Origin of the sequence: Sinorhizobium fredii NGR234 (genome assembly GCF_000018545.1) — a bacterium.
Taxonomy (GTDB): domain Bacteria; phylum Pseudomonadota; class Alphaproteobacteria; order Rhizobiales; family Rhizobiaceae; genus Sinorhizobium; species Sinorhizobium fredii_A.
Genome location: NC_012587.1, coordinates 1081668 through 1104151 on the forward strand (window position 1 = coordinate 1081668; position 22484 = coordinate 1104151).

The 22484-nt window shown below is 62.6% G+C and carries 20 protein-coding genes; 11 read left to right on the plus strand and 9 right to left on the minus strand.

From position 1 onward, the window contains the following. Window positions 1-2 precede the first annotated feature (2 nt). The 4 genes from NGR_RS16390 to NGR_RS16405 all read right to left on the minus strand — a co-directional run bounded on the left by NGR_RS16390 (window position 3) and on the right by NGR_RS16405 (window position 2008). The gene (locus NGR_RS16390; RefSeq protein ID WP_012707594.1) at window positions 3-338 is read right to left on the minus strand and encodes an antibiotic biosynthesis monooxygenase family protein; all 336 of its coding nucleotides are present in this window, start codon (window positions 336-338) and stop codon (window positions 3-5) included. Window positions 339-420: 82 nt separating this feature from the next. Further along, window positions 421-888, minus strand: coding sequence for a 30S ribosomal protein S9 (gene rpsI / locus NGR_RS16395; RefSeq protein WP_012707595.1), 468 nt, complete (start codon window positions 886-888; stop codon window positions 421-423). Between the two features lie 2 nt (window positions 889-890). Next, complete coding sequence (gene rplM, locus NGR_RS16400; protein WP_012707596.1) at window positions 891-1355, minus strand: 50S ribosomal protein L13; 465 nt, start codon at window positions 1353-1355, stop codon at window positions 891-893. A 221-nt stretch (window positions 1356-1576) separates the two neighbouring features. Next, window positions 1577-2008, minus strand: a complete 432-nt coding sequence (locus NGR_RS16405; protein ID WP_012707597.1) for a PaaI family thioesterase — start codon at window positions 2006-2008, stop codon at window positions 1577-1579. A gap of 147 nt (window positions 2009-2155) precedes the next feature. Between NGR_RS16405 and NGR_RS16410 the strand changes: the two genes are divergently transcribed. Next, window positions 2156-2977 carry an enoyl-CoA hydratase gene (locus NGR_RS16410; RefSeq protein ID WP_012707598.1) on the plus strand — a complete coding sequence of 274 codons (822 nt, stop codon included), beginning with the start codon at window positions 2156-2158 and terminating at the stop codon, window positions 2975-2977. Here the strand turns inward: NGR_RS16410 and NGR_RS16415 are convergent. Beyond that, the gene (locus NGR_RS16415; RefSeq protein WP_164924258.1) at window positions 2974-3810 is read right to left on the minus strand and encodes a DMT family transporter; all 837 of its coding nucleotides are present in this window, start codon (window positions 3808-3810) and stop codon (window positions 2974-2976) included. The two genes, NGR_RS16410 and NGR_RS16415, sit on opposite strands and share 4 nt — an antisense overlap. Window positions 3811-4060: 250 nt before the next feature. Here NGR_RS16415 and NGR_RS16420 point away from each other — a divergent pair, with 250 nt between their 5' ends. The 3 genes from NGR_RS16420 to NGR_RS16430 are packed head-to-tail and all read left to right on the plus strand — an operon-like array spanning window position 4061 to window position 6179. Then, window positions 4061-4489, plus strand: a complete 429-nt coding sequence (locus NGR_RS16420; RefSeq protein WP_012707600.1) for a CoA-binding protein — start codon at window positions 4061-4063, stop codon at window positions 4487-4489. A gap of 22 nt (window positions 4490-4511) precedes the next feature. After that, window positions 4512-5795, plus strand: coding sequence for an O-acetylhomoserine aminocarboxypropyltransferase (locus NGR_RS16425; RefSeq protein WP_012707601.1), 1284 nt, complete (start codon window positions 4512-4514; stop codon window positions 5793-5795). Window positions 5796-5834: 39 nt separating this feature from the next. Continuing rightward, complete coding sequence (locus tag NGR_RS16430) at window positions 5835-6179, plus strand: cupin domain-containing protein (protein ID WP_012707602.1); 345 nt, start codon at window positions 5835-5837, stop codon at window positions 6177-6179. A gap of 22 nt (window positions 6180-6201) precedes the next feature. On the opposite strand, the gene NGR_RS16435 is transcribed toward NGR_RS16430, so the two are convergent. Both NGR_RS16435 and NGR_RS16440 read right to left on the minus strand, forming a co-directional pair. Then, on the minus strand, window positions 6202-7395 hold the full coding sequence (locus NGR_RS16435; RefSeq protein WP_012707603.1) for a right-handed parallel beta-helix repeat-containing protein: 1194 nt from the start codon (window positions 7393-7395) through the stop codon (window positions 6202-6204). A 76-nt stretch (window positions 7396-7471) separates the two neighbouring features. Then, window positions 7472-8719, minus strand: a complete 1248-nt coding sequence (locus NGR_RS16440) for a cytochrome P450 (RefSeq protein WP_012707604.1) — start codon at window positions 8717-8719, stop codon at window positions 7472-7474. A gap of 181 nt (window positions 8720-8900) precedes the next feature. Here NGR_RS16440 and NGR_RS16445 point away from each other — a divergent pair, with 181 nt between their 5' ends. The 7 genes from NGR_RS16445 (at window position 8901) to NGR_RS16475 (ending at window position 19786) form a co-directional block, all read left to right on the plus strand. Further along, a complete protein-coding gene (locus NGR_RS16445) occupies window positions 8901-9758 on the plus strand; it encodes an endonuclease/exonuclease/phosphatase family protein (protein ID WP_012707605.1) in 858 nt (285 codons plus the stop codon). A gap of 122 nt (window positions 9759-9880) precedes the next feature. Beyond that, entirely contained in the window at window positions 9881-11440 is a 1560-nt protein-coding gene (locus NGR_RS16450; RefSeq protein ID WP_012707606.1) for a phospholipase D family protein, read from the plus strand. A gap of 295 nt (window positions 11441-11735) precedes the next feature. Beyond that, on the plus strand, window positions 11736-12368 hold the full coding sequence (gene clpP / locus NGR_RS16455; protein WP_012707607.1) for an ATP-dependent Clp endopeptidase proteolytic subunit ClpP: 633 nt from the start codon (window positions 11736-11738) through the stop codon (window positions 12366-12368). A 285-nt stretch (window positions 12369-12653) separates the two neighbouring features. Further along, complete coding sequence (gene clpX, locus NGR_RS16460; protein ID WP_012707608.1) at window positions 12654-13931, plus strand: ATP-dependent Clp protease ATP-binding subunit ClpX; 1278 nt, start codon at window positions 12654-12656, stop codon at window positions 13929-13931. Between the two features lie 444 nt (window positions 13932-14375). Continuing rightward, window positions 14376-16793, plus strand: a complete 2418-nt coding sequence (lon, locus tag NGR_RS16465; RefSeq protein WP_012707610.1) for an endopeptidase La — start codon at window positions 14376-14378, stop codon at window positions 16791-16793. 220 nt (window positions 16794-17013) lie between these two features. Next, complete coding sequence (hupB, locus tag NGR_RS16470; RefSeq protein ID WP_012707611.1) at window positions 17014-17286, plus strand: DNA-binding protein HupB; 273 nt, start codon at window positions 17014-17016, stop codon at window positions 17284-17286. 304 nt (window positions 17287-17590) lie between these two features. After that, complete coding sequence (locus tag NGR_RS16475; protein ID WP_012707612.1) at window positions 17591-19786, plus strand: esterase-like activity of phytase family protein; 2196 nt, start codon at window positions 17591-17593, stop codon at window positions 19784-19786. A gap of 80 nt (window positions 19787-19866) precedes the next feature. Here NGR_RS16475 and NGR_RS16480 read toward each other — a convergent pair whose 3' ends face one another. Both NGR_RS16480 and NGR_RS16485 read right to left on the minus strand, forming a co-directional pair. After that, window positions 19867-20340: a MarR family winged helix-turn-helix transcriptional regulator gene (locus NGR_RS16480; protein ID WP_164924259.1), complete on the minus strand. Its 474-nt coding sequence runs from the start codon at window positions 20338-20340 to the stop codon at window positions 19867-19869. A 189-nt stretch (window positions 20341-20529) separates the two neighbouring features. Next, window positions 20530-22359 (minus strand): HAMP domain-containing methyl-accepting chemotaxis protein, encoded by a 1830-nt coding sequence (locus NGR_RS16485; RefSeq protein WP_164924260.1) that lies wholly within the window; start codon window positions 22357-22359, stop codon window positions 20530-20532. Window positions 22360-22484 lie beyond the last annotated feature (125 nt).

Genomic DNA, 22484 nt, shown 5'->3' on the forward strand with positions numbered 1-22484 from the left:
GGTCAGCCCTCTGCCTTGCTGGAGCCATAGGCGCGTTCGACGCGCGCCACGCGCACCTCGTAGTGGCTGTACCATTCGGCACGGCCCTGCTTTTGCGCGGCGAGATGATCAACGTTTCTCTTCCAGGCTCGGATGGAATCTTCATCGCTCCAGTAGGCATTGGTAATTCCGAAGCCGTCAGCGCCGCGCGCGCTTTCAACGCCAAGAAAGCCAGGCTGCTTCCGCGCCAGTTCCTCCATGGCTTCGGCCATCTCTCCATAGCCGTTGTCGCCGTCGGTTCGGGCCGAGGAGAAGCAAACGACGTAATAGGGCGGGGCAGGCAATTTGGCGAACGGCATCCGACACTCCATGATCGATCCGCAAAAGAAAAAGGCGGAGCTTGAAGCCCCGCCTTTCGATCTTCGCAATCCCTGAGCGCGATTAACGCTTCGAGAACTGGAACGAACGGCGAGCCTTGGCGCGGCCGTACTTCTTGCGCTCGACGACGCGGCTGTCGCGGGTCAGGAAGCCGCCACGCTTCAGAACGGAGCGCAGGCCCGGTTCGAAGTAGGTGAGCGCCTTGGCGATACCGTGACGAACGGCACCGGCCTGGCCGGAGAGACCGCCGCCGGCAACGGTAGCGTCGACGTCGAACTGGCCGTCGCGGGCGGCCGCGACGATCGGCTGCTGCAGGATCATCTGCAGAACCGGACGGGCGAAGTAAGCCGAGAACGGCTTGCCGTTGACGGTGATCTTGCCGGAGCCGGCCTTGACCCAAACGCGGGCAACGGCGTCCTTGCGCTTGCCGGTCGCGTAGGAGCGGCCCTGCGCGTCGACCTTCTTGACGTGAACCGGAGCGGCCGGTTCCGCGGTCGTGGCAATTTCCTTGAGAGCGGAAAGGTCAGCCATTATCAGGCGCTCCTTGTGTTCTTGCTGTTCAGCTTGGCGACGTCGAGGACGGCCGGCTGCTGTGCTTCATGCGGGTGGTTCGTGCCTGCGTAGACGCGCAGGTTCTTCATCTGCCGGCGGCCGAGCGGGCCACGCGGAACCATGCGCTCAACGGCCTTCTCGATGACGCGCTCCGGGAAGCGGCCTTCGATGATCTGGCGCGCGGTGCGCTCCTTGATGCCGCCGGGGTAGCCGGTGTGCCAGTAGTACTTCTTGTCGGTGTACTTCTTGCCGGTGAGAACGGCCTTCTCGGCGTTGATGACGATGACATTGTCGCCGTCGTCGACGTGGGGCGTGAAGGTGGCCTTATGCTTGCCGCGCAGGCGGTTTGCGATGATGGAAGCGAGGCGACCGACAACGAGGCCTTCGGCGTCGATGAGGATCCACTTCTTCTCCACCTCTGCAGGCTTCTGAACGAAGGTTGCCATATCTAAAACTCTTTCGTTGGACCCGGTACCAGGCCGGGCGTTTCTTGTTGCTTGCTTTGGCCCCGATCAGGCCAAAAAAGAAGGCGGCCCGAACAGGACCGCGATCTGCGGCAGCTTATACGGAAGCGGGAAAACCAGGTCAAGAGAAGAGTTCCGCACTGTGGTAAAGAAGCGGCAATAAAATCAATATGTTAGGTGTGTGGTTTCATGATACCACAATTTTAGCGAGGTGGAATCGAGTAGGTTGCGGTGGCATGCGCTGCCAGTTCGTCGCCCGCGACGGGTTTGATCGATGCGTCGAGAACGGCGAGCCGCTTGCCAAGTTTCAGGATGCGGCAGGTGCATTCGAGCGGTTCGGGGTAGGGCTTTCGCAGAAAGTTGATGTTGAGGCTGGTGGTGACGGCCAGCGCCACCGGACCGATATGGGCGATCAGCGCGACATAGGCCGAGACGTCGGCAAGTGCGAACAGCGTTGGCCCGGATACGGTGCCGCCGGGGCGGATATGGCGCTCGTTCGGGTCGAGCCGCATCGTCGCAAAACCAGGGCCGATATTCGTCACGGTGAAGATCTTGCCATCGGTGTGCACCTGCGGGAAATCCGTGTCGAGAAAGCGATTGAGCTCCTCGACGGTCATGATCGGCAGCAAGGCCATGCGCGTCCCTCCATTCCTGACTGCGGTTACAGGATGTCTGCGCCTGTCGCGCAAGGCGGAAAATGGTCTTAGGCGGAAATGCCGCGGGGTTGAAAGACCGGTGGCCGCGGCGTACCACGGGCCGATTAGGGCTAACGGGAGAACACCATGGCGGATGTCGTCGCATTCAAGAAGGAAGAGCCGAACGGCCTGTTGCTGCGTGAGGTGAACGGGCCGGTCTTGCGGCTGACGCTCAACAACACCCCGGCCAACGCACTGTCGATCGCGCTGATGCAGGCGCTTGCGGCCGAACTCGACGCCGCTGCCGGCGCGAAGGAGATCAAGGTCGTCGTCATCGCGGCCACGGGAAAGGTGTTTTCCGCGGGTCACGACCTGAAGGAGATGACGCTGCATCGCGCCGACGAGGATGGGGGCAGGGCGTTTTTCGAAACCGCCATCCGTCTGGCGGCCGACATTATGTTGAAGATCGCCAGGCTGCCGCAGGCGGTCATCGCGGAGATCGACGGCCTTGCGACGGCGGCGGGCTGCCAGCTGGTCGCCAGCTGCGATCTGGCGATCTGCACCGACAGTTCGACCTTCTGCACGCCGGGCGTGAATATCGGCCTCTTCTGTTCGACGCCGATGGTGGCACTGTCGCGCGCCGCGCATCGCAAGCAGGCGATGGAGATGCTGCTGACCGGTGAGACGATCGATGCCTCGACCGCCAAGGATTTCGGCCTCGTCAACCGCATCGTGCCGCAGCAATATCTGCGCCAGGTGGTCGACAAATACGCCGCCGTCATCGCCTCCAAGTCGCCGCAGGCGCTGAAGATCGGCAAGGAAGCCTTTTATCGCCAGGCCGAAATGCCGCTTGCCGACGCCTATGACTATGCGGTCGGCGTGATGGTCGAGAACATGCTGGGAAATGACGCGCAGGAAGGCATCGGCGCCTTTCTCGGCAAGCGCATGCCGGAGTGGAAGGAAGACTAAGCCAGCCTCAGCAGCAGGGCTCCGAGCGCAATCACCAGAGCCGCGGCAATGCGCCAGACGCTGACGCGTTCCTTGAGGAAGACGACGGAGATCACCACGGCAAAGAGGATGGCGGTCTCTCGCAGCGCCGCGACCGTCGCAACCGGCGCCTTCGTCATCGCCCAGAGCGCCAACCCATAGGCGGCGATCGAACCGGCGCCGCCGATCAGTCCGCGCCACCAGTGGTGCCGGACATGCCGCAGCACCGGCTTGACGCCGCGGCTCGCGAAAGCCCAGGCGAAGAGCAGCACCGGCGGCAGCAGCGCCATCCACAGCGTGTAGGAAATGGCGTTACCGGAGACCCGGGCGCCGATGCCGTCGACGAAGGTGTAGCTGGCGATGACGCAGGCATTTGAGAGCGCCAGCATGATCGCCTGTTTGCCGCCCCTGCGCGACTCGAAGGCGAGCGTAAGCACGCCGGCCGAGATTGTCAGGATGCCGGCGAGCGCTCCGCCGCTCAGTTGTTCGCCGACGACGATGCTGCTGGTGGCGGCGACGATCAGCGGCGCGACGCCGCGCATCAGCGGATAGACGAGGCCGATGTCGCCGGCGCGGTAGGAGGCGGCCACGAGCTGGAAATAGGCAAACTGGAGGACTGCCGAAACGAGTATATAGGGCCGGGCTTCGGCATTAGGCAGCGGCAGGAAGGGCAGGAAGGGCAGCGCCACGACCGCAGCGCCAAGCGCCACCATGGCGGCGTCCAGCGACTTTTCCGACCCCGCTTTGACGAGTGCGTTCCAGATCGCGTGCAGCAGCGCCCCGAAAAGCACGAGCGCAATGACGTCAAGCGGCAAGATGAACCTCGGCGGGCGATTTGGAAGGAAGTCTCTGCGTTTTTTTTCGCCTTGCGCACCTCGAAATGCAACCGGAATCGATGGATCGGCGTTGAGATAGAGCGGGGGGAGGCAAAGTGTGTGCGGCTTTCCGCCCGCTGCCGGCAACGAAACGGTGCAAAGGCCCGGATGCGAACACACCGTCGGTTGACTCGTTGCCACGGGGCGCCAACTATCCGCGCCAACGATAACAAGAGCCGGACGTACAAGCATGAACCATGATGTCTACCCGGATCACTACCTCGCCGACATCCTGCGCGACACCAAAACCATTGCGCTCGTGGGCGCCTCACCGAAGGCGGAGAGGCCGAGCCACCGCGTCATGGCTTTCCTGCTGCGCAAGGGATACCGCGTCATCCCGGTCAATCCCGGTCATGCGGGCCGGGCGATCCTCGACCAGACCGTTGTCGCAAGGCTCGCGGATATCGCCGAGCCGATCGACATGGTCGACGTCTTTCGCGCCGCCCACGCCTTGCCTGCACTGGTCGACGAAATCCTCGCGCTAAAGAACCTGCCCAAGGTGATTTGGGGCCAATTGTCGGTTCGTGACGACGAAGCCGCCGCGAGGGCCGAGGCGGCTGGCATCAACGTCGTCATGGACCGTTGCCCGGCGATCGAATATCCGCGCCTGATCGGCTGATCTAGAAAGCATGGAGAATGGAATGACGAAGGCCGGCCCCGGTTTCAGCACGCTTGCCGTCCACGCGGGGGCTCAGCCCGACCCAACGACGGGGGCGCGGGCGACGCCGATCTATCAGACGACGAGTTTCGTCTTCAACGATGCGGATCACGCGGCCGCGCTCTTCGGCCTGCAGCAGTTCGGCAATATCTACAGCCGCATCATGAACCCGACGCAGGCGGTGCTCGAAGAGCGCATCGCCGCGCTCGAAGGCGGCACGGCGGCGCTGGCGACCGCCTCCGGGCATGCGGCCCAGCTTCTCGTCTTCCACACCATCATGGGGCCGGGCGATAATTTCGTCGCCGCCAGGCAGCTTTACGGTGGTTCCGTCAACCAGTTCGGCCAGGCCTTCAAGTCCTTCGACTGGCAGGTCCGCTGGGCCGATTGCGCCGACCCCGAAAGCTTCGAGACGCAGATCGACGCGCGCACGAAGGCGATCTTCGTCGAAAGCCTTGCCAATCCCGGCGGCATCTTCGTCGATATCGCCGCCATCGCCGAGGTTGCCCGCCGGCACGGGCTGCCGCTCATCGTCGACAATACGATGGCGACGCCGTACCTGGTGCGGCCGCTGGAGCACGGCGCCGATATCGTCGTCCACTCGCTCACCAAGTTCATCGGCGGCCACGGCAACTCGATGGGCGGGATCATCGTCGACGGCGGCACCTTCGACTGGTCGAAATCCGGGAAATATCCGCTCCTCTCCGAACCGCGTCCGGAATATGGCGGCGTCGTGCTGCACCAGGCTTTCGGCAATTTCGCCTTTGCGATCGCGGCGCGCGTCCTCGGTCTTCGCGATTTCGGCCCGGCGATCTCGCCGTTCAACGCCTTCCTGATCCAGACCGGGGTCGAGACCCTGCCGCTGAGGATGCAGCGCCATTGCGACAATGCGCTCGCGGTGGCGAGATGGCTGAAGGGACGGGACGAGGTTTCCTGGATCCGCTATGCCGGGCTCGAGGACGATCCGAACCATGCGCTTCAGAAGCGCTATTCGCCGAAAGGCGCAGGTGCGGTCTTCACCTTCGGGCTTTCGGGCGGATACGAGGCCGGAAAGCGCTTCGTCGAGGGCCTCGAAATGTTTTCGCACCTCGCCAATATCGGAGACACCCGTTCGCTGGTCATCCACCCGGCCTCGACGACCCATCGGCAACTGACGCCGGAGCAACAGGTTGCCGCTGGGGCAGGGCCGGATGTGGTGCGTCTGTCGATCGGCATTGAGGATGTCGATGATATCATCGCCGACCTGGAGCAGGCGCTCGCAAGCATTTGAACGGGCGAGCGACATGCACGGCTCTTATAGAGGTGCCTCATGAGTCACATGTTGAAATTCGATCTTTCTTCGATCGAAGCGGAAGTCGGTGCCCCGGCAGCCGAGCGGCTGATCTCCGGAAACCCGCAGTTCCGCACCTGGAATTTCGAAGAGGCGCCCGGCGGTCTCTATGCGGGCGTCTGGGAGTCGACACCCGGAAAGTGGCGGATCGCCTATGACGAATGGGAATATTTCCATGTGCTCTCGGGCCATTCGATCGTGACCGAGAATGGCGGAAATCCGGTCCACCTCAAGGCCGGTGACAGCATGGTGCTGCGGCCGGGCTTCGCGGGGACCTGGGAGGTCATCGAGACGACCCGCAAGGACTACGTGATCCGGCTCTGATGCGCGGCTGGTCTCGGCCCGCCTAGTCGCCCGTCGCCGAGTTCGCGCCGACGTCGTTGGTCGGATCGTCGTTGCGGATGAGGCTGTCCGATCCGCCTTCGAGCTTGTTGTTGCGCACCACGTTGTTCTGCGCGAAATCGAGATTGCTGGCGCTGCTGCCGAACGGATAGGCGGGATCCGTAAAGCAATAGCTGCTGCTGCCGTTGCGCGAATTCAGCCAGACGGCCGGCCGCACGAGGAAGGACGTCCGGTAGCGGAACGTGTTTCCGACGATTTGATTGTATTGCGGCTTCTGGTGGCGGATGACGCCGCCTTCGCCGCAGTTGCGATAGGCGAATATGCCACCGTTGTCGGAATGCTCGAAGACGTTGTTGGTAATCCGGTTGTTCGCGGAACCGTCGATGGCGATCAGTTCCCGCTTCTCCGTGGAGATCCCGAAGACATTGTTGCTGATCGTGTTGTTGGCGGATTCGGCATCGAGATAGACGGCGACGGCGGTCGATCGGCCGTTGATTTTCGAGTTGACGAGTGCCGCGTTGGTGACGCCGGGACCGACATAGAAGGGGATGCCGTCCGGTGCATCGAAGGCAACGTTCTCGAGACGCACGTTCTTCGGCGCCGATGCCTGGGCGAATGCCGTGTGGTCGGGATTCCGCGACGACGCCTTCATGACCGCGCCATTGGCGTTCTCGCCGAGGCCATAGATGCGGACGAAGCCCTTGATCCTGCAATTGCGGATCGTCACGCTCGAAGGCGCATCCCAGGGGCCGGAACCGGTTTTCCTGGAGCGGACGGCGACAGCGGTCTTCTCTTTGCGCGATGCGCCTGCGCTGACATCGAGCGTTGCGCCGCCGCAATCGAGCACCGATCCGGACGCGGCACTGCCCTCGAAGATTAGCGGATGGGTGATGACGTCGGCAGAGGTCAGGCGAAGGCTGCAGGCGAGCGTGATGGGATTGGTTCCCGGCGCCTTTACCTTGGACTGGGTGTCCGCGTCGCAGCCCGGTTTCGTTTCGACATCCGCCACTGGCGGTGTGGACGGAACTGTCGGAGGGGTCGAGGGCTCGGTTGGCTTCGTAGGTATCGTCGGCTGACCCGTTACAGGTTGTGTGACCGGGTATCTGAAGGCCGCGTCGGCGACCGTCGCCAGATCGCTCTGGCAGCCGCTCAAGGCAAGGCTGACGAAAACCAGGCTTGTGAACTTGGTCGGCGGCATCGGCGGGCTCCTGTCGCGGTTCCGTTCTCTCCCGAATAGGGCTCTATGCTTAACCGATTCTGAACGCCGCCCCCGGCTACCAGACGAGATCCAGCCGCTCCAGTCCGTGGAAGTGGAAGCTGTCCTTGACCGGCGGCTCGTGCTTGAGCCGCAGGCCGGGCAGGCGCCGGAACAGGATCGGCAGGGAAAGGTTGAGTTCAAGCCGCGCGAGCGGCGCGCCGATGCAGAAATGCAGGCCGGCGCCGAACGACACATTGGCGCCCTCGTTGCGGTCCGGCATGAACATGTCCGGCGCGGTGAACTTGCGCGGATCGACGTTCGCCGCACCCAGCATCAGGCCGATCTTGTCGCCCTTCCTAAGCGTGATGCCGTCCTCCAGTTCGATATCCGACAGGGCATAGCGCTGGAAGATGTGGAGCGGCGCGGCGAAGCGCAGGCACTCTTCCACCGTCCGCGCCGTCGCTTCCTCGCTCGCGAAGAGCGCGGCGGGAAAGAGGCCGGATTGCAGGATGGTGCTGACCGCATTGCCGATCTGGTGCACGGTCGCCTCGTGACCGGCGTTCAGAAGCAAGACCGTCGTCGAGATCAATTCCGCCTCCGACAGGCGTTCGCCGTCCTTTTCCGAGCTGATCATATGGGTCAGCAGGTCGTCTGCGGGCTTGGCGCGCTTTTCGGCGATGATGTCGTTCAGGTATCCGGCAAATTCCGCGGAGGCCTGGTTGGCCTCGAGTTCCGTCTCGAAGCTCGGGTTGAAGACATACATCTTCACCATGCGGTGCGACCAGTCGAGAAGGCGAGGGGCCGCTTCGACGGGAATGCCGAGCATGCGGGCAATGATGGTGACGGGGATCGTCTCGGCATAGGTCTTCAGCAGCTCGACCTCGCCGTCCGCCTCGAAGCTGTCGATGATCGCATGAGACAACGCTTCGATGTCCGGCCGGAGCTGTTCGATCTGCCTGGAAACGAAGGCGCGGTTGACGAGCGTGCGCAGCCGCGTATGGGCCGGAGGCTCCAGTTCGAGCAGTGAATGCGCCTCCAGTGCGTCGAAATCCCCAAGATGCGGCTTCGGCTCCGGCAGGCCGAGTTCCTCGCGGGTCGCCACATGGAGGATCTGCCGGCCGAAACGGCGGTCGCGCAGCAGCGCGTTCACCTGGTCGTAACCCGCAAAAAACCACTGCTGCGGCTCTTCCCAGAAGAACGCCGGACATTGCGCATGGAGCGCGGCATAGGCGGGCAGCGGGTTGCGGAAGAAGTCCGGGTTGCGAACGTCGAGACAAACGCGCCGGGCGGGGCCGTCTATGGTGATGCCGGGGACTGCGGACATGATATCGGTCCTTTGAATGCGGACGGATTGATACTCTCACGCATCTCTATTGCGCCGGGCACAGCTGCGGCAAGCGCAATCGATAACGCATCGGCCTCAAGGAACAATGTCCGCAATATCGACTTTTTCGGTGGCAATGATCGGCCGCTTTGAGCATGATGCGGCAGCAGCAGGGAGCGGCATGGCAAGAACGCAGAGCAGTTTTTCCGCGGGCATCATGGCCGCGATCCGGAAACGGCGGCCGACCGTGGTCAATCGCGACGCGGCCGTGAGCCGTGGCGATATCGTGATCGCCTCCTACAACATTCACAAATGCGTGGGCACCGACGGCCGGTTCGATCCGGGGCGCATCGCCCAGGTCATCGGCGAGATCGGCGCGGATATCGTCGCCCTGCAGGAGGCCGATCAGCGGTTTGGCGAACGCGCCGGGCTGCTTGATCTCGAGCATCTGCGACGCGAGGCCCACCTTGTTTCGGTGCCGATTTCCGCCTTCTCGGAAAAGGGGCACGGATGGCACGGCAATGTCCTCTTGCTCAGGGAAGGCGCCGTATCGGACGTTAGGCAGCTAAATCTGCCGGGCGTCGAGCCGCGCGGCGCGCTCGTCGTGGATCTCGACCTGAAAGCCGGGCCGCTCAGGGTGATCGCCGCCCATTTGGGCTTGCTGCGTCACTCCCGGGCGCGTCAGGCCGAGACCATTCTGCGGGTCGCCGCCGATGGCGCCGGCCGGCCGACACTGCTCATCGGCGACCTCAACGAGTGGCGCATGGGGAGGCGTTCTTCGCTGAGCTTCCTCAGTCCGATCTTCGACCCGACCCATGCGACGGTTGCGAGCTTTCCGTCGCGTTTCCCGCTGTTGCCGCTCGATCGCGTGCTCGGCAATCCGCACCATCTCGTGACGTCCGTGTCGGTGCACGACACGCCACTGGCGCGCGTCGCCTCGGATCATCTTCCGGTCAAGGCGTCGATCGATCTGAAGGCTGCGCTCAAGGAAGGCGGCACCGATGACCAAGCCGGGCTGATCGATCTGGAGTCGGCGTGAGGGCCTGCCCGAAGAGCCCCTTAAGTCGGCGCCGATTTCCGAGTAGAATCGCTTGTCTGTTCAAGAAGTTAAAGGAGCCACGGCGCGTCTGAGGACACAGCCGGGTGCTATGGACGGCGTGCATGTTCTTCTGGTTTGCGCTCTTTTTTGCCGTTCTGATCGCTCTTGCCGCTGCCGCGACATTGTACGTCTACGGCGTCTTCGGACGCCGTCCGCAGGCGCCGCACTCCTATGCCCTGCCTTTCAGCGGGGAGCCGACCCGGATCGATCAAAGCGTCGCGGCGCTTCTTGTCGCCGACTCCGGCGCGTGCGCGGTCGCCCTGATCTCGGACAATATCGAGGCCTTCGTCGCGCGTGCCCATTCGGCGCGCTCGGCCGCTCGCAGCCTCGACCTGCAATATTACTACTGGAAGGACGAACTGACGGGTTTTCTTCTGACCCGCGAACTCATCCAGGCGGCCGACCGTGGCGTGCGTGTGCGGCTGCTGCTCGACGACATCAATGCCGGCATCCACGACCGTCTGTGCATTGCGCTCGACGCGCATCCGAATATCGACGTGCGCCTTTTCAATCCCAGCCGGGCGCGCACCGACCGTTTCCGTCGTGGCTTCGAAATGGCGGTGCGCGCCTTGAGCGCGACGCGGCGCATGCACAACAAGCTGTGGATTGCCGACGGCCGGGTGGCCATCGCCGGCGGGCGAAACATCGGCGACGCCTATTTCGATGCAGCCGAACTGTCGAATTTCCGCGACCTGGATGTCTGGATGACGGGACCGGTCGTCGACCAAGCCACGGCCATGTTCGACCAGTACTGGAACAGCGCATCCGTGCTGCCGATCGCGGCGCTCCGGACACCGCGCAAGCACTATCTGCCGGCGCTGCGCGAGACGCTTGAAACGCTCGCGCGAACCGCGGCGGCGCGCTTCTATCTGGAAAGAGTGAGCGACGCGGAGACCGGAGCCGATCTCTACTGGGGAAGCCGCAGGCTTCACCGCAGCGCCGGCGTCCGCCTGGCCTTCGACCCACCGGAAAAGGCGCTGTTGCAGAAACGGCAGAATTGGTTGCTGCGCGAACTTTTCCCGCTGATCAATGGCGCCGAGCGCGACCTGCGCATCATGTCGCCCTATTTCATTCCAGGCGCCGAGGGAACGCGCCAACTGACGGCGCTGGCGAAAAAGCGCGTGCGAGTGGGAGTGCTGACGAACTCGCTCGCGGCGACGGACGTCGCCGCCGTACACGGCGGCTATATGAAATACCGCAAGGGCCTGCTTCAGGGCGGCGTCGATCTCTATGAACTCAAGGAGTACGGCGAATTGATCGACCGCCATCGCATGTCGCTGTTCGGCGCCCGCAACGCCAGCCTGCACACCAAGGCTTTCGTCGTCGATGGCAGATACGGCTATGTGGGATCGATGAATTTCGATCCGCGGTCGGCCTCCCTCAACACGGAGATGGGGGTGATTTTTTCCGACGAAGCCCTGGCTGCCGAGATCCAGTCCATCTTCGACGAAGAGACGCTGCCGGAGAGGAGCTATCGGTTGGCCCTCGAAGGCGGGAGGCTCGTCTGGCGCGATCGGGCGAACGGAGCCACACGACTGCTCGGACGGGAGCCGGACGCCGGCGCCCACCGCCGGCTGATTGCCGGAGCGATCCGTTTCCTGCCGCTGGAATCCCAGCTCTGACAGCCAGCGCTGACAGCAAGCGCTGCCGGATTCAGGGATCGTTTACCGCGACTTCGCGAATGCCTGTGAGCAACGCTGAAACGGAGATGCCATCGGGCGGCAGGCTTGGAAAAATGTTCTATCGGCGGGTCGCCGCGGTCAATGAAAAACGTTGGTCCGAAACGCCGCGACCATTAAGCTTATCGAATGTTCGCGACTTGAAGTGAAGGGCATTGACACTCTATGTAAGGACTGAGGCTTATCCGATGATTCCCGGTCCGCGAAGGGATTGCGGGCCTGACTATGAAGGTTCGATATGAGAAATCCAGTTGATACGGCCATGGCTCTGGTGCCGATGGTTGTTGAGCAGACCAACCGCGGCGAACGGTCTTACGACATCTATTCGCGGCTGCTCAAGGAGCGCATCATCTTCCTTACGGGCCCCGTCGAAGACCACATGGCGACGCTCGTCTGCGCGCAATTGCTCTTCCTGGAAGCGGAGAACCCGAAGAAGGAAATCGCCCTCTACATCAACTCGCCGGGCGGCGTCGTCACGGCTGGCATGGCGATCTACGACACGATGCAGTTCATCAAGCCGGCGGTCTCGACGCTCTGCATCGGCCAGGCTGCCTCGATGGGCTCGTTGCTGCTTGCCGCCGGCCACAAGGACATGCGCTTTGCGACGCCCAATGCGCGCATCATGGTGCACCAGCCCTCCGGCGGCTTCCAGGGCCAGGCCTCCGACATCGAGCGGCATGCCAGAGACATCCTCAAGATGAAGCGCCGCCTCAACGAGGTCTATGTCAGGCATTGCGGCCGCACCTATGAGGAAGTCGAGCAGACGCTCGATCGCGACCATTTCATGAGTTCCGACGAGGCGCTCGATTGGGGCCTGATTGATAAAGTCATCACCTCGCGGGAAGCAATCGAGGGCGGCGAACAGGGCTGATATCACGAGCGTTTGTCGCTGCAGACGCGATTGTGACACATTTGTAACGGCTGAGGGCTTTATCGGAAGGGCAAAGCCGTTAATATGAACCGTTAATGCTATGCTGGTGTTTGGGGTATAGCATTCGGATTTGACGGGAGAGTCGTTGCAACCGAATCAGGCATTCGCCCTGAGGCGGTGAGTACTCCCAGGAACCCTGCGCGGCGGTATCGAGCGCGCGCAAGGCGAATTGACTGGTCCGTGATATCTTTCCGAAGGTGTCCGGCGTGCTGGAAGGAAGTGAAAATGAGCAAGGTCAGCGGCAGCAACGGCGGTGACTCGAAGAATACCCTCTATTGTTCGTTTTGCGGCAAGAGCCAGCACGAAGTGCGCAAGCTGATTGCCGGCCCCACGGTGTTCATCTGCGATGAATGCGTGGAACTCTGCATGGACATCATCCGCGAAGAGAACAAGACCTCGATGGTCAAGTCCCGCGATGGCGTTCCCACCCCGCAGGAAATCATCAAGGTTCTCGACGAATACGTCATCGGCCAGCAGCAGGCCAAGCGCATCCTGTCCGTTGCCGTGCACAACCACTACAAGCGCCTTGCCCATGCGGCAAAGAGCAGCGACGTGGAACTGGCCAAGTCGAACATCATGCTCGTCGGGCCGACCGGCTGCGGCAAGACCTATCTGGCACAGACGCTCGCCCGCATCATCGACGTCCCGTTCACCATGGCCGACGCGACGACGCTGACGGAAGCGGGCTATGTCGGCGAGGACGTCGAAAACATCATTCTGAAGCTGCTCCAGGCCGCCGACTACAATGTCGAGCGCGCCCAGCGCGGCATCGTCTATATCGACGAGGTCGACAAGATTTCGCGCAAGTCCGACAATCCGTCGATCACGCGCGACGTCTCGGGCGAGGGCGTGCAGCAGGCGCTGCTGAAGATAATGGAGGGCACTGTGGCCTCCGTACCGCCCCAGGGCGGCCGCAAGCATCCGCAGCAGGAGTTCCTGCAGGTGGATACGACGAACATCCTCTTCATTTGCGGCGGCGCGTTTGCCGGCCTCGACAAGATCATCTCTGCCCGTGGCGAGAAGACGTCGATCGGCTTCGGCGCGACGGTACGCTCGCCGGAAGATCGCCGGGTCGGCGAGGTTCTGCGCGAGCTTGAGCCGGAAGATCTGGTCAAGTTCGGTCTTATCCCGGAATTCATCGGCCGTCTGCCGGTTCTGGCGACGCTTGAGGACCTAGATGAGGATGCCCTGATCCAGATCCTGTCCGAACCGAAGAACGCGCTGATCAAGCAGTACCAGCGCCTGTTCGAGATGGAAGACGTCGAGTTGACCTTCCACGAGGACGCGTTGCGCGAAATTGCCAAGCGCGCCATCATCCGCAAGACCGGCGCGCGCGGCCTTCGCTCTATCATGGAAAAGATCCTGCTCGACACGATGTTCGAACTGCCGACACTCGAGGGCGTTCGCGAGGTCGTGATTTCCGACGAAGTGGTCAAGGGGACGGCTCGTCCGCTCTACATCTACTCCGACCGGTCCGAGGAGAAGACCAACGTCTCGGCCTGAGCGCTTGCCAACCAGAAGTGCAGGAAAGCCCGCCTGAGTGCGGGCTTTTTCATGCGTAGCGGCGCATCTTTCTCGCTCGCGAAGATGTGAAGCTGCTGTTCTCGTCCGCCGCGCGCCTCGTCGTTCATCGGACGGGCCAAGCTTGTGAACATTTTCGCCCCAAAATGATTGGGGTCGATCGAATCGAATATTGCGAAAGCTCTACAACAACGCGATGATACGACGATTCAATGAACGCGTTTGGGCGCCGGCCTCCGGGAAGCCACGTAAGGCCGGCATCAGCCTCTCAGCGTAGAATACGGGAATTGTCCATGGAGGCGGAGACTGCGCCTGGCCTTGAAAAGGCCCCTGTTGCACTCCACTTTCGTGAAGGAAATCTGACAGCCGGGAGTGCCGCAGAGGCTCCCGGGAACGGGCCCGAAATCGGGACGGAAAGGAAATGACATGACGAACAAAACGTCTCCGGCCGAAAGCGCGACCTATCCGGTTCTGCCGTTGCGCGACATTGTGGTCTTCCCGCACATGATCGTGCCGCTTTTCGTCGGCCGCGAGAAGTCCATCCGCGCGCTTGAAGAGGTCATGGGCACCGACAAGCAGATCATGCTGGCGACCCAGATCAACGCGACGGATGACGATCCGGAAGCTTCCGCGATCTACCGCGTCGGTACGATCGCCAACGTGCTGCAGCTCCTGAAACTCCCCGATGGCACCGTCAAGGTTCTCGTCGAGGGGCGCGCACGGGCCGAGATCGACCGCTACACCTCCCGCGAGGACTTCTACGAAGCGGTCGCCCATGTGCTGCGCGAGCCGGAAGAGGACCCGGTCGAGATCGAAGCGCTGAGCCGCTCGGTCGTGTCCGAGTTCGAAAGCTACGTCAAGCTGAACAAGAAGATTTCGCCGGAAGTCGTTGGCGTCGCGAGCCAGATCGACGATTATTCCAAGCTTGCCGATACGGTTGCTTCGCACCTGTCGATCAAGATCGTCGAGAAGCAGGAGATGCTCGAGACGACCAGCGTGAAGATGCGCCTGGAAAAGGCGCTCGGCTTCATGGAAGGCGAGATCTCGGTATTGCAGGTCGAAAAGCGCATCCGTTCGCGCGTCAAGCGCCAGATGGAGAAGACCCAGCGCGAGTACTACCTCAACGAGCAGATGAAGGCGATCCAGAAGGAACTCGGCGACAGCGAGGACGGCCGCGACGAGATGGCCGAAATCGAGGAGCGCATCGCCAAGACGAAGCTCTCCAAGGAAGCGCGCGAGAAGGCCGATGCGGAGCTGAAGAAGCTGCGCCAGATGAGCCCGATGTCGGCGGAAGCGACCGTGGTGCGCAACTATCTGGACTGGCTCTTGGGTCTGCCCTGGGGCAAGAAGTCGAAGATCAAGACCGACCTCAACCACGCCGAGAAGGTGCTGGAGGCGGATCACTTCGGCCTGGACAAGGTCAAGGAGCGTATCGTCGAGTATCTGGCCGTGCAGGCCCGTTCGTCGAAGATCAAGGGTCCGATCCTGTGCCTCGTCGGCCCTCCGGGCGTCGGCAAGACCTCGCTCGCCAAGTCGATCGCCAAGGCGACGGGCCGCGAATACATCCGCATGGCGCTTGGCGGCGTTCGTGACGAGGCCGAGATCCGTGGTCACCGCCGGACCTATATCGGCTCCATGCCCGGCAAGGTCGTGCAGTCGATGAAGAAGGCCAAGCGGTCCAACCCGCTGTTCCTGCTCGACGAGATCGACAAGATGGGCCAGGACTTCCGCGGCGATCCGTCTTCGGCGCTTCTGGAAGTGCTCGATCCGGAGCAGAACTCGACCTTCATGGATCACTATCTCGAGGTTGAATACGACCTCTCGAACGTGATGTTCATCACCACGGCGAACACGCTGAACATTCCGGCGCCGCTGATGGACCGCATGGAAGTCATCCGCATCGCCGGCTACACCGAAGAGGAAAAGCTGGAAATCGCCAAGCGGCACCTGCTGCCGAAGGCGATCCGCGACCATGCGCTGCAGCCGAACGAATTCTCCGTGACGGACGGCGCTCTGATGGCGGTGATCCAGACCTACACGCGTGAGGCGGGCGTTCGCAATTTCGAGCGCGAACTGATGAAGCTGGCGCGCAAGGCGGTGACCGAGATCCTCAAGGGCAAGACCAAGAAGGTCGAGGTGACGGCGGACAACGTCAACGACTATCTCGGCGTGCCGCGCTTCCGCCATGGTGAAGCCGAGCGCGACGACCAGGTGGGCGTTGTCACGGGTCTCGCCTGGACCGAGGTTGGCGGCGAACTGCTGACGATCGAAGGCGTGATGATGCCGGGCAAGGGCCGCATGACGGTCACCGGCAACCTGCGCGACGTCATGAAGGAATCGATTTCGGCCGCGGCATCCTACGTCCGCTCGCGTGCGATCGATTTCGGCATCGAGCCGCCGCTCTTCGACAAGCGCGACATTCACGTGCACGTGCCGGAAGGTGCGACGCCCAAGGATGGTCCGTCGGCGGGTGTCGCGATGGCGACGGCCATCGTTTCGGTGATGACCGGCATTCCGATCCACAAGGATGTGGCGATGACCGGCGAGATCACCCTGCGTGGTCGTGTCCTGCCGATCGGCGGTTTGAAGGAGAAGCTGTTGGCGGCTCTGCGTGGCGGCATCAAGAAGGTGCTGATCCCCGAAGAGAACGCCAAGGATCTCGCCGAGATCCCGGACAACGTGAAGAACAACCTCGAAATCATCCCGGTTTCGCGAATGGGCGAGGTGCTCGAGCACGCGTTGACGCGGCGTCCCGAGCCGATCGAATGGGACCCGGCAAGCCACGCCGGCACCATTTCGCCGGTCGATTCGCAGGACGAGGCGGGAGCCTCGATCGCCCACTGATGACGCCCAAAAAGGGCGGGGACTGTGTCCCGCTTGCGCCCTTAGACGAGAAAAACGGAGAAGACCGGCCATTTGCCGGTCTTTTCTGTTGTAAAAGCACCCTCCAAGCCTTGCATTTCAAGGGATTCGGCGCAATTGGGAATGGCAAGACGTGGGCGTGCGCAAGCGGCCCCGGCTTAAGACGACAGTCGTTTCGAACCAATATGAAAGGGGTGGAAACATGAACAAAAATGAGCTCGTGTCTGCCGTTGCCGAGAAGGCCGGTCTTTCCAAGGCCGATGCGTCTTCCGCTGTTGATGCAGTGTTTGAGACCATTCAGGGCGAACTGAAGAGCGGTGGCGACATCCGCCTCGTCGGCTTCGGCAACTTCTCCGTGACCCGCCGCGAAGCGAGCAAGGGCCGCAACCCGTCGACGGGCGCGGAAGTTGACATCCCGGCGCGCAACGTGCCGAAGTTCACGGCCGGCAAGGGCCTGAAGGACGCCGTCAACTAATCGGACGCGTTCAGGGTCCGAGAGGACTTGAACGATCCCGCAGGGCCTGGTGGCAATGCCATGGAGGCTCGCAAACAGGTTCATGTTCCATCTGCCGTGTTGTCTCCGCTTCGGAGAAGCGTCGGCAGGTTGATTGGGGCCCGGTCGATCCGGGCCTCTTTTCATTTCAACCTCCGCTGTCATTGGGCTGTTACAGGGCGGTTGCACAAGCCTCCCATCCGGACTGCGCCAGCCGCCGATTCCGGATGCCACCGCGGTGTCGGAATGCCTGATCCCCGGGCGCGCGCCGCGACAGGAGGGACATATGAGGGCTTTTTCCATCACCGCTGCATTGGCGGCAGCGCTGGCCGCATCGACGGTGCCCGCCGCTCAGGCCGAACCGGTCTTTAATCGCATTGCTTCCTTTGCCGTTGCCGGCAACCTGCCCGCAGGCGCCGATTGGAACGCGCCGACGTCGGCGGAAATCATCGCCGCCACCGAAGACGGCAACACGCTCATCTATACCGACAGCCCCGGCAAGCGCATCGGCTTCATCGACATCACCGACGCGCGGGCTCCGAAGGCCGGCGGCATCGTCGCCTTCGACGGCGAACCGACATCGGTCGCCGTCGCCGGGGCGAAGGCGCTCGTCGCCGTCAACACGCGCGAAAGCTTCACCAATCCCTCCGGCCTGCTTGCCGTCGTCGATATTGCGACCAGGAAGATCGACGTGACCTGCGATCTCGGCGGCCAGCCGGATTCCGTCTCGGTCAACAAGGATCGCATGCTCGCCGCGATCGCCATCGAGAACGAGCGCGACGAAGAGGTCAACGACGGTGAAATCCCGCAGATGCCGGCCGGTGATCTGGTAATCCTGTCGCTGAAGGACGGCGCCGCCGATTGCGCGACGATCAAGCATGTGACGCTGACCGGTCTTGCCGAAGTCGCCGGCGAAGACCCGGAGCCGGAATTCGTCGCCTTCAATGGCAAGGATGAGATTGCGCTCACCCTCCAGGAAAACAATCACATCGTCATCCTCGACGGCAAAACCGCGACCGTGAAGGCGCATTTCTCCGCCGGTGCGGTCGACCTCAAGAACGTCGACGCGAAACGTGACGGTGCGATCGCCTTCACCGGCGAACAGGCCGGCCGCAAACGGGAGCCCGACGCCGTGAAGTGGCTCGACGACAACCGCCTGGTCGTCGCCAATGAGGGCGACTACGAGGGCGGCGCCCGCGGCTTTACGATCTTCGACGCGACCGGCAAGGTCCTGTTCGAATCCGGGCCAAGCCTGGAGCACGCCATCGCTGCGATTGGCCACTATCCGGAAAAGCGCTCCTCGGCGAAGGGCATCGAGCCGGAAGGCCTGGAAATGGCGCAGTATGGCGACGACAAGCTGTTCTTCGTGCTCTCCGAGCGTGCCTCGATCGTCGGCGTCTACAAGGACACCGGCGCTGACCCGCAACTGCTCCAGCTTCTGCCGTCCGGAATTTCGCCCGAGGGAGCGGTCGCCATTCCCGGCCGGAACCTGTTCGCGACTGCCAACGAGGTCGATCTCGTCGAGGACGGCGGCGCGCGGGCGCATGTGATGATCTATGAGCGCGGCGAAGGGGAGGCCGCCTATCCGCAAATCCGCTCCACGGAGACGGACGGTCTGCCGATCGGCTTCGGCGCGCTTTCCGGCCTTGCCGCGGTGAAGGACAAGCCGGGTCTCCTCAGGGCGGTAAATGATTCCGTCCTTTCGTCGCAGCCGACGATCTTCACGATCGACGCGACCGGGAAGCCGGCGCTGGTCACCGAGGCGTTGCCGATCACGCGTGATGGCGCGCCTGCGCAAAAGCTCGACATCGAAGGCATCGCCAATGACGGCGAAGGCGGGTTCTGGCTGGCGTCCGAAGGCAATTCGGACAAGCTTTACAGCCACGCGCTCTTCCACGTGAACAGGAAGGGCGAAATCAAGCAGGAGATTGCTCTCCCGAAGGAACTCAGCGCCAACGAGATCCGCTATGGCTTCGAAGGCATAACGACCGTGGGCGAGGGGGATGACCAGGTCCTCTGGATGGCGGTCCAGCGCGAGTGGAAGGATGACGAGAAGGGCTTCGTCAAGCTCGTCTCTTACAAGCCGGCGACGCAAGAGTGGGGCGCGGTGCGCTATCCGCTGGAAAAGTCCGAAACAGGCTGGGTCGGCCTTTCGGAAATCTCCGTCCACGGCGACTACGCCTATCTCATCGAGCGTGACAATCTGATCGCCGAAGCAGCGAAGCTCAAGAAGCTCTACCGCGTCGCGCTCGCCGATCTGAAGCCGGCCGCGCTCGGGTCCGAACTGCCGGTGGTCAAGAAGGAAGAGGTGCGCGACCTCATTCCCGACCTGAAGTCACTGAATGGCTACGTGATCGACAAGGTGGAAGGTTTCACCGTCGATGCAGCTGGCAACGGCTACGTCGTCACGGACAATGACGGTGTCGACGACTCGTCCGGCGAGACCCTGTTTTTCTCCATCGGCGCAATCGACGCGATGTAAGCGCCGGCCAGGAGAAAACGGAAGAGGCCGGGACATGACGTCCCGGCCTCTTGTTTCTTTTGCTCGGCCAGCCTGCACAATTACCGCGCGGCAGCGATTTCGGCCTCTTCCTCGGCTTCCTTGCGTTTGCGGATTTCATCGGTCTTGTCGACGAGTTTGCCGACGATGCCGTAGAGCTGATCGAGTTGCTCGTCGTCGAGTGCCGAGAAGATTTCCTCGAGAAGCTGCTTGCGCGGATGTTCCGCCGCCATCAGGACGGCCCGGCCGGTCTCGGTTATCGAGACGATCTTGGCGCGACGGTCGTCCGGGTCGGGCTTGCGCATCACCAGCCGGTCGCGCTCCAGCCCGTCGATCGCCTCCGTCACGGTTCTCGGGGCGAAGTTCAGCGCACAGGCGATGTCGGTGGAGCGGCAGGGGCCAAGCTTGCTCAGGAAGAACAGGAATTTGCTTCGGGCAAGCGATACACCTTCCTCGGTCATCGACTCGTTTACCAGGCGATGGACGCGATGGTAGAGTTCGAACAGTTTGTCGGAGACTTCGAATGTCGTCTTCATGAACACCGTTGAGATATGGTGAGGTGCCATGTCAAATGGCAGTCGGCCTATATTTAGTTATCATCGCGGACTTTGTCGACAAGAACCTCCTAATTCATACGGAAAAGGCCTTCCTGGAAAAGAAACGGCCCTCGGATTCGAGGGCCGTTGAACGTGCGAGGCGAAGGATTGTTCCTGGCTAGTGTACGACTAGGCGGCGACGCGTCGTCCGGTGGCCCAGCCATCCCGGGTGGTTTCAGCCAGCGTGAACCGGCCGATCAAGTCGCGCAGGCGCCCGGCCTCCTGTGCCAGGGTCGCGCTGGCGGCATTGGCTTCCTCGACCATCGCGGCGTTCTGCTGCGTCACCTGGTCCATCTGGTTGACTGCCATATTGACTTCCGAAAGGCCGGCTGACTGCTCCTGGGCCGACACGGCAATCGCGTCCATATGTTCGTTGATGGTGACGATGAGGCTCTCGATCGTCCGCAGCGCCTCGCCCGTTTCGCGCACCAGCCGAACGCCGCTTTCGACCTCGTTCGCCGAATTGCGGATCAGCTCCTTGATCTCCTTGGCTGCGTTGGCCGAGCGCTGGGCGAGCTCGCGCACCTCCTGGGCGACGACGGCAAAGCCCTTGCCGGCATCGCCGGCGCGTGCCGCTTCGACCCCTGCATTGAGCGCCAGAAGGTTGGTCTGGAAGGCGATCTCGTCGATCACGCCGATGATGTTGGAAATCTGGCTCGACGAATGCTCGATCCGTCCCATCGCGTCGATCGCGCCGGAGACGATTGCGCCGGATTTGCGGGCGCTGTCGTTCGCCTGGCCCGCCACGACACGCGCTTCATTGGTGCGCTTCGAGGAGTTGGAGACGTTGACGGTGATCTGATCGAGCGCGGCGGCGGTTTCTTCGAGCGAGGCCGCCTGCTGTTCGGTCCGCCGCGACAGATCGTCGGCGCTGTGGCTCACTTCGCGGGCGCCGCCGTCGATGCTGCTCGAACTCGCCGCTACGGCGGAGAGCGTGCCGGCAAGTTCGGCGACCGCCTGGTTCAGATCCTGCCGCAGCGGCTCGAAGTCCGGCGCGAAAGCTTCATCGAGCTGGAAGGCGAGGTCGCCGCCGGCCAGCCGCCGAAGCCCGCGTGCCAGCCCCGCCGTCGCTTTCTCGAGGCGCCGCTGCGCCGCAGCTTCGGCTTCCTCGGTCACTCTCTGCCGTTCGGCTTCGGATGCGGTGCGCTGGAGGCGGGTTTCCTCCTCGAGCTTGTGATTGGTGATCGCTGCCTGGCGGAAGACTTCGACGGCGCGCGCCATCTCGCCGATCTCGTCCTTGCGGCTGCCATAGGGAATGCCGCTTTCCGTATCGCCACCGGCAAGCTTCGCCATCGAGGCGGTGATGATCCGGATCGGGCGGGCGACGCCGCGCACCGCATAGGCGATGGCGCCGAGCACGACGAGGGCGGCAAAACCGATGACCAGGGTTTCGATCGTGATAGCCTGCTTGTGCGTTGCGGCGCTTGCGGCAACGGCGGCGTCCGCCCCGGCAAGGTTTGTGGCAAGCACCGCGTCGATCGCTGCATCGACGTTCTTTTCGGCTGCCGCCATCTCGACCTTGAAGACACTCTGGGCCTTCATGTTCTCGAGGTTGTTGGAATATTTCAGCATGCCGTCCGCTTGCGACAGATAGGTCTGATAGGCCGTATGCACCTTGTCGAGCGCCGCCTTGTCGGCAGCCGATGTCGCGAGGGCCGCGTAGTCCTCCGAAAGCTTGTGGAAGCCGGCGACAGTCTCGTCGATGACCTTTTCCGCCCGTTTCTTCTCGAACGGTGTGAGCGAGATCAGATGGCGCGCGAACGCCATCCTCGTGTCCGAGAGCTGGGTTTCGAGGGCGCGTGCCAGCGAGACGCGCGGCAACCAGTTGGCGGCGAGCTCGTTGTTTCGCTCGTTCAGCATGCGAATGCCGTTCATCGAGGAAAGGGCAAGTGCTGCGACGATGGCGACGACCAGAACGAAAAGGCCGATCAGCGTGTGCGAGATTTTCAGGCGGGACATGGCAACTCCGGAATAGCGTCCGCAAACTTGGTGACTGTTCCGGCTCTTGATCATCATGACGGAGCGGATGCCGAAGCAGGAATCATTCCGGTGCTGGAATGCCCGAGGCGTTTCCACCGGGAAAC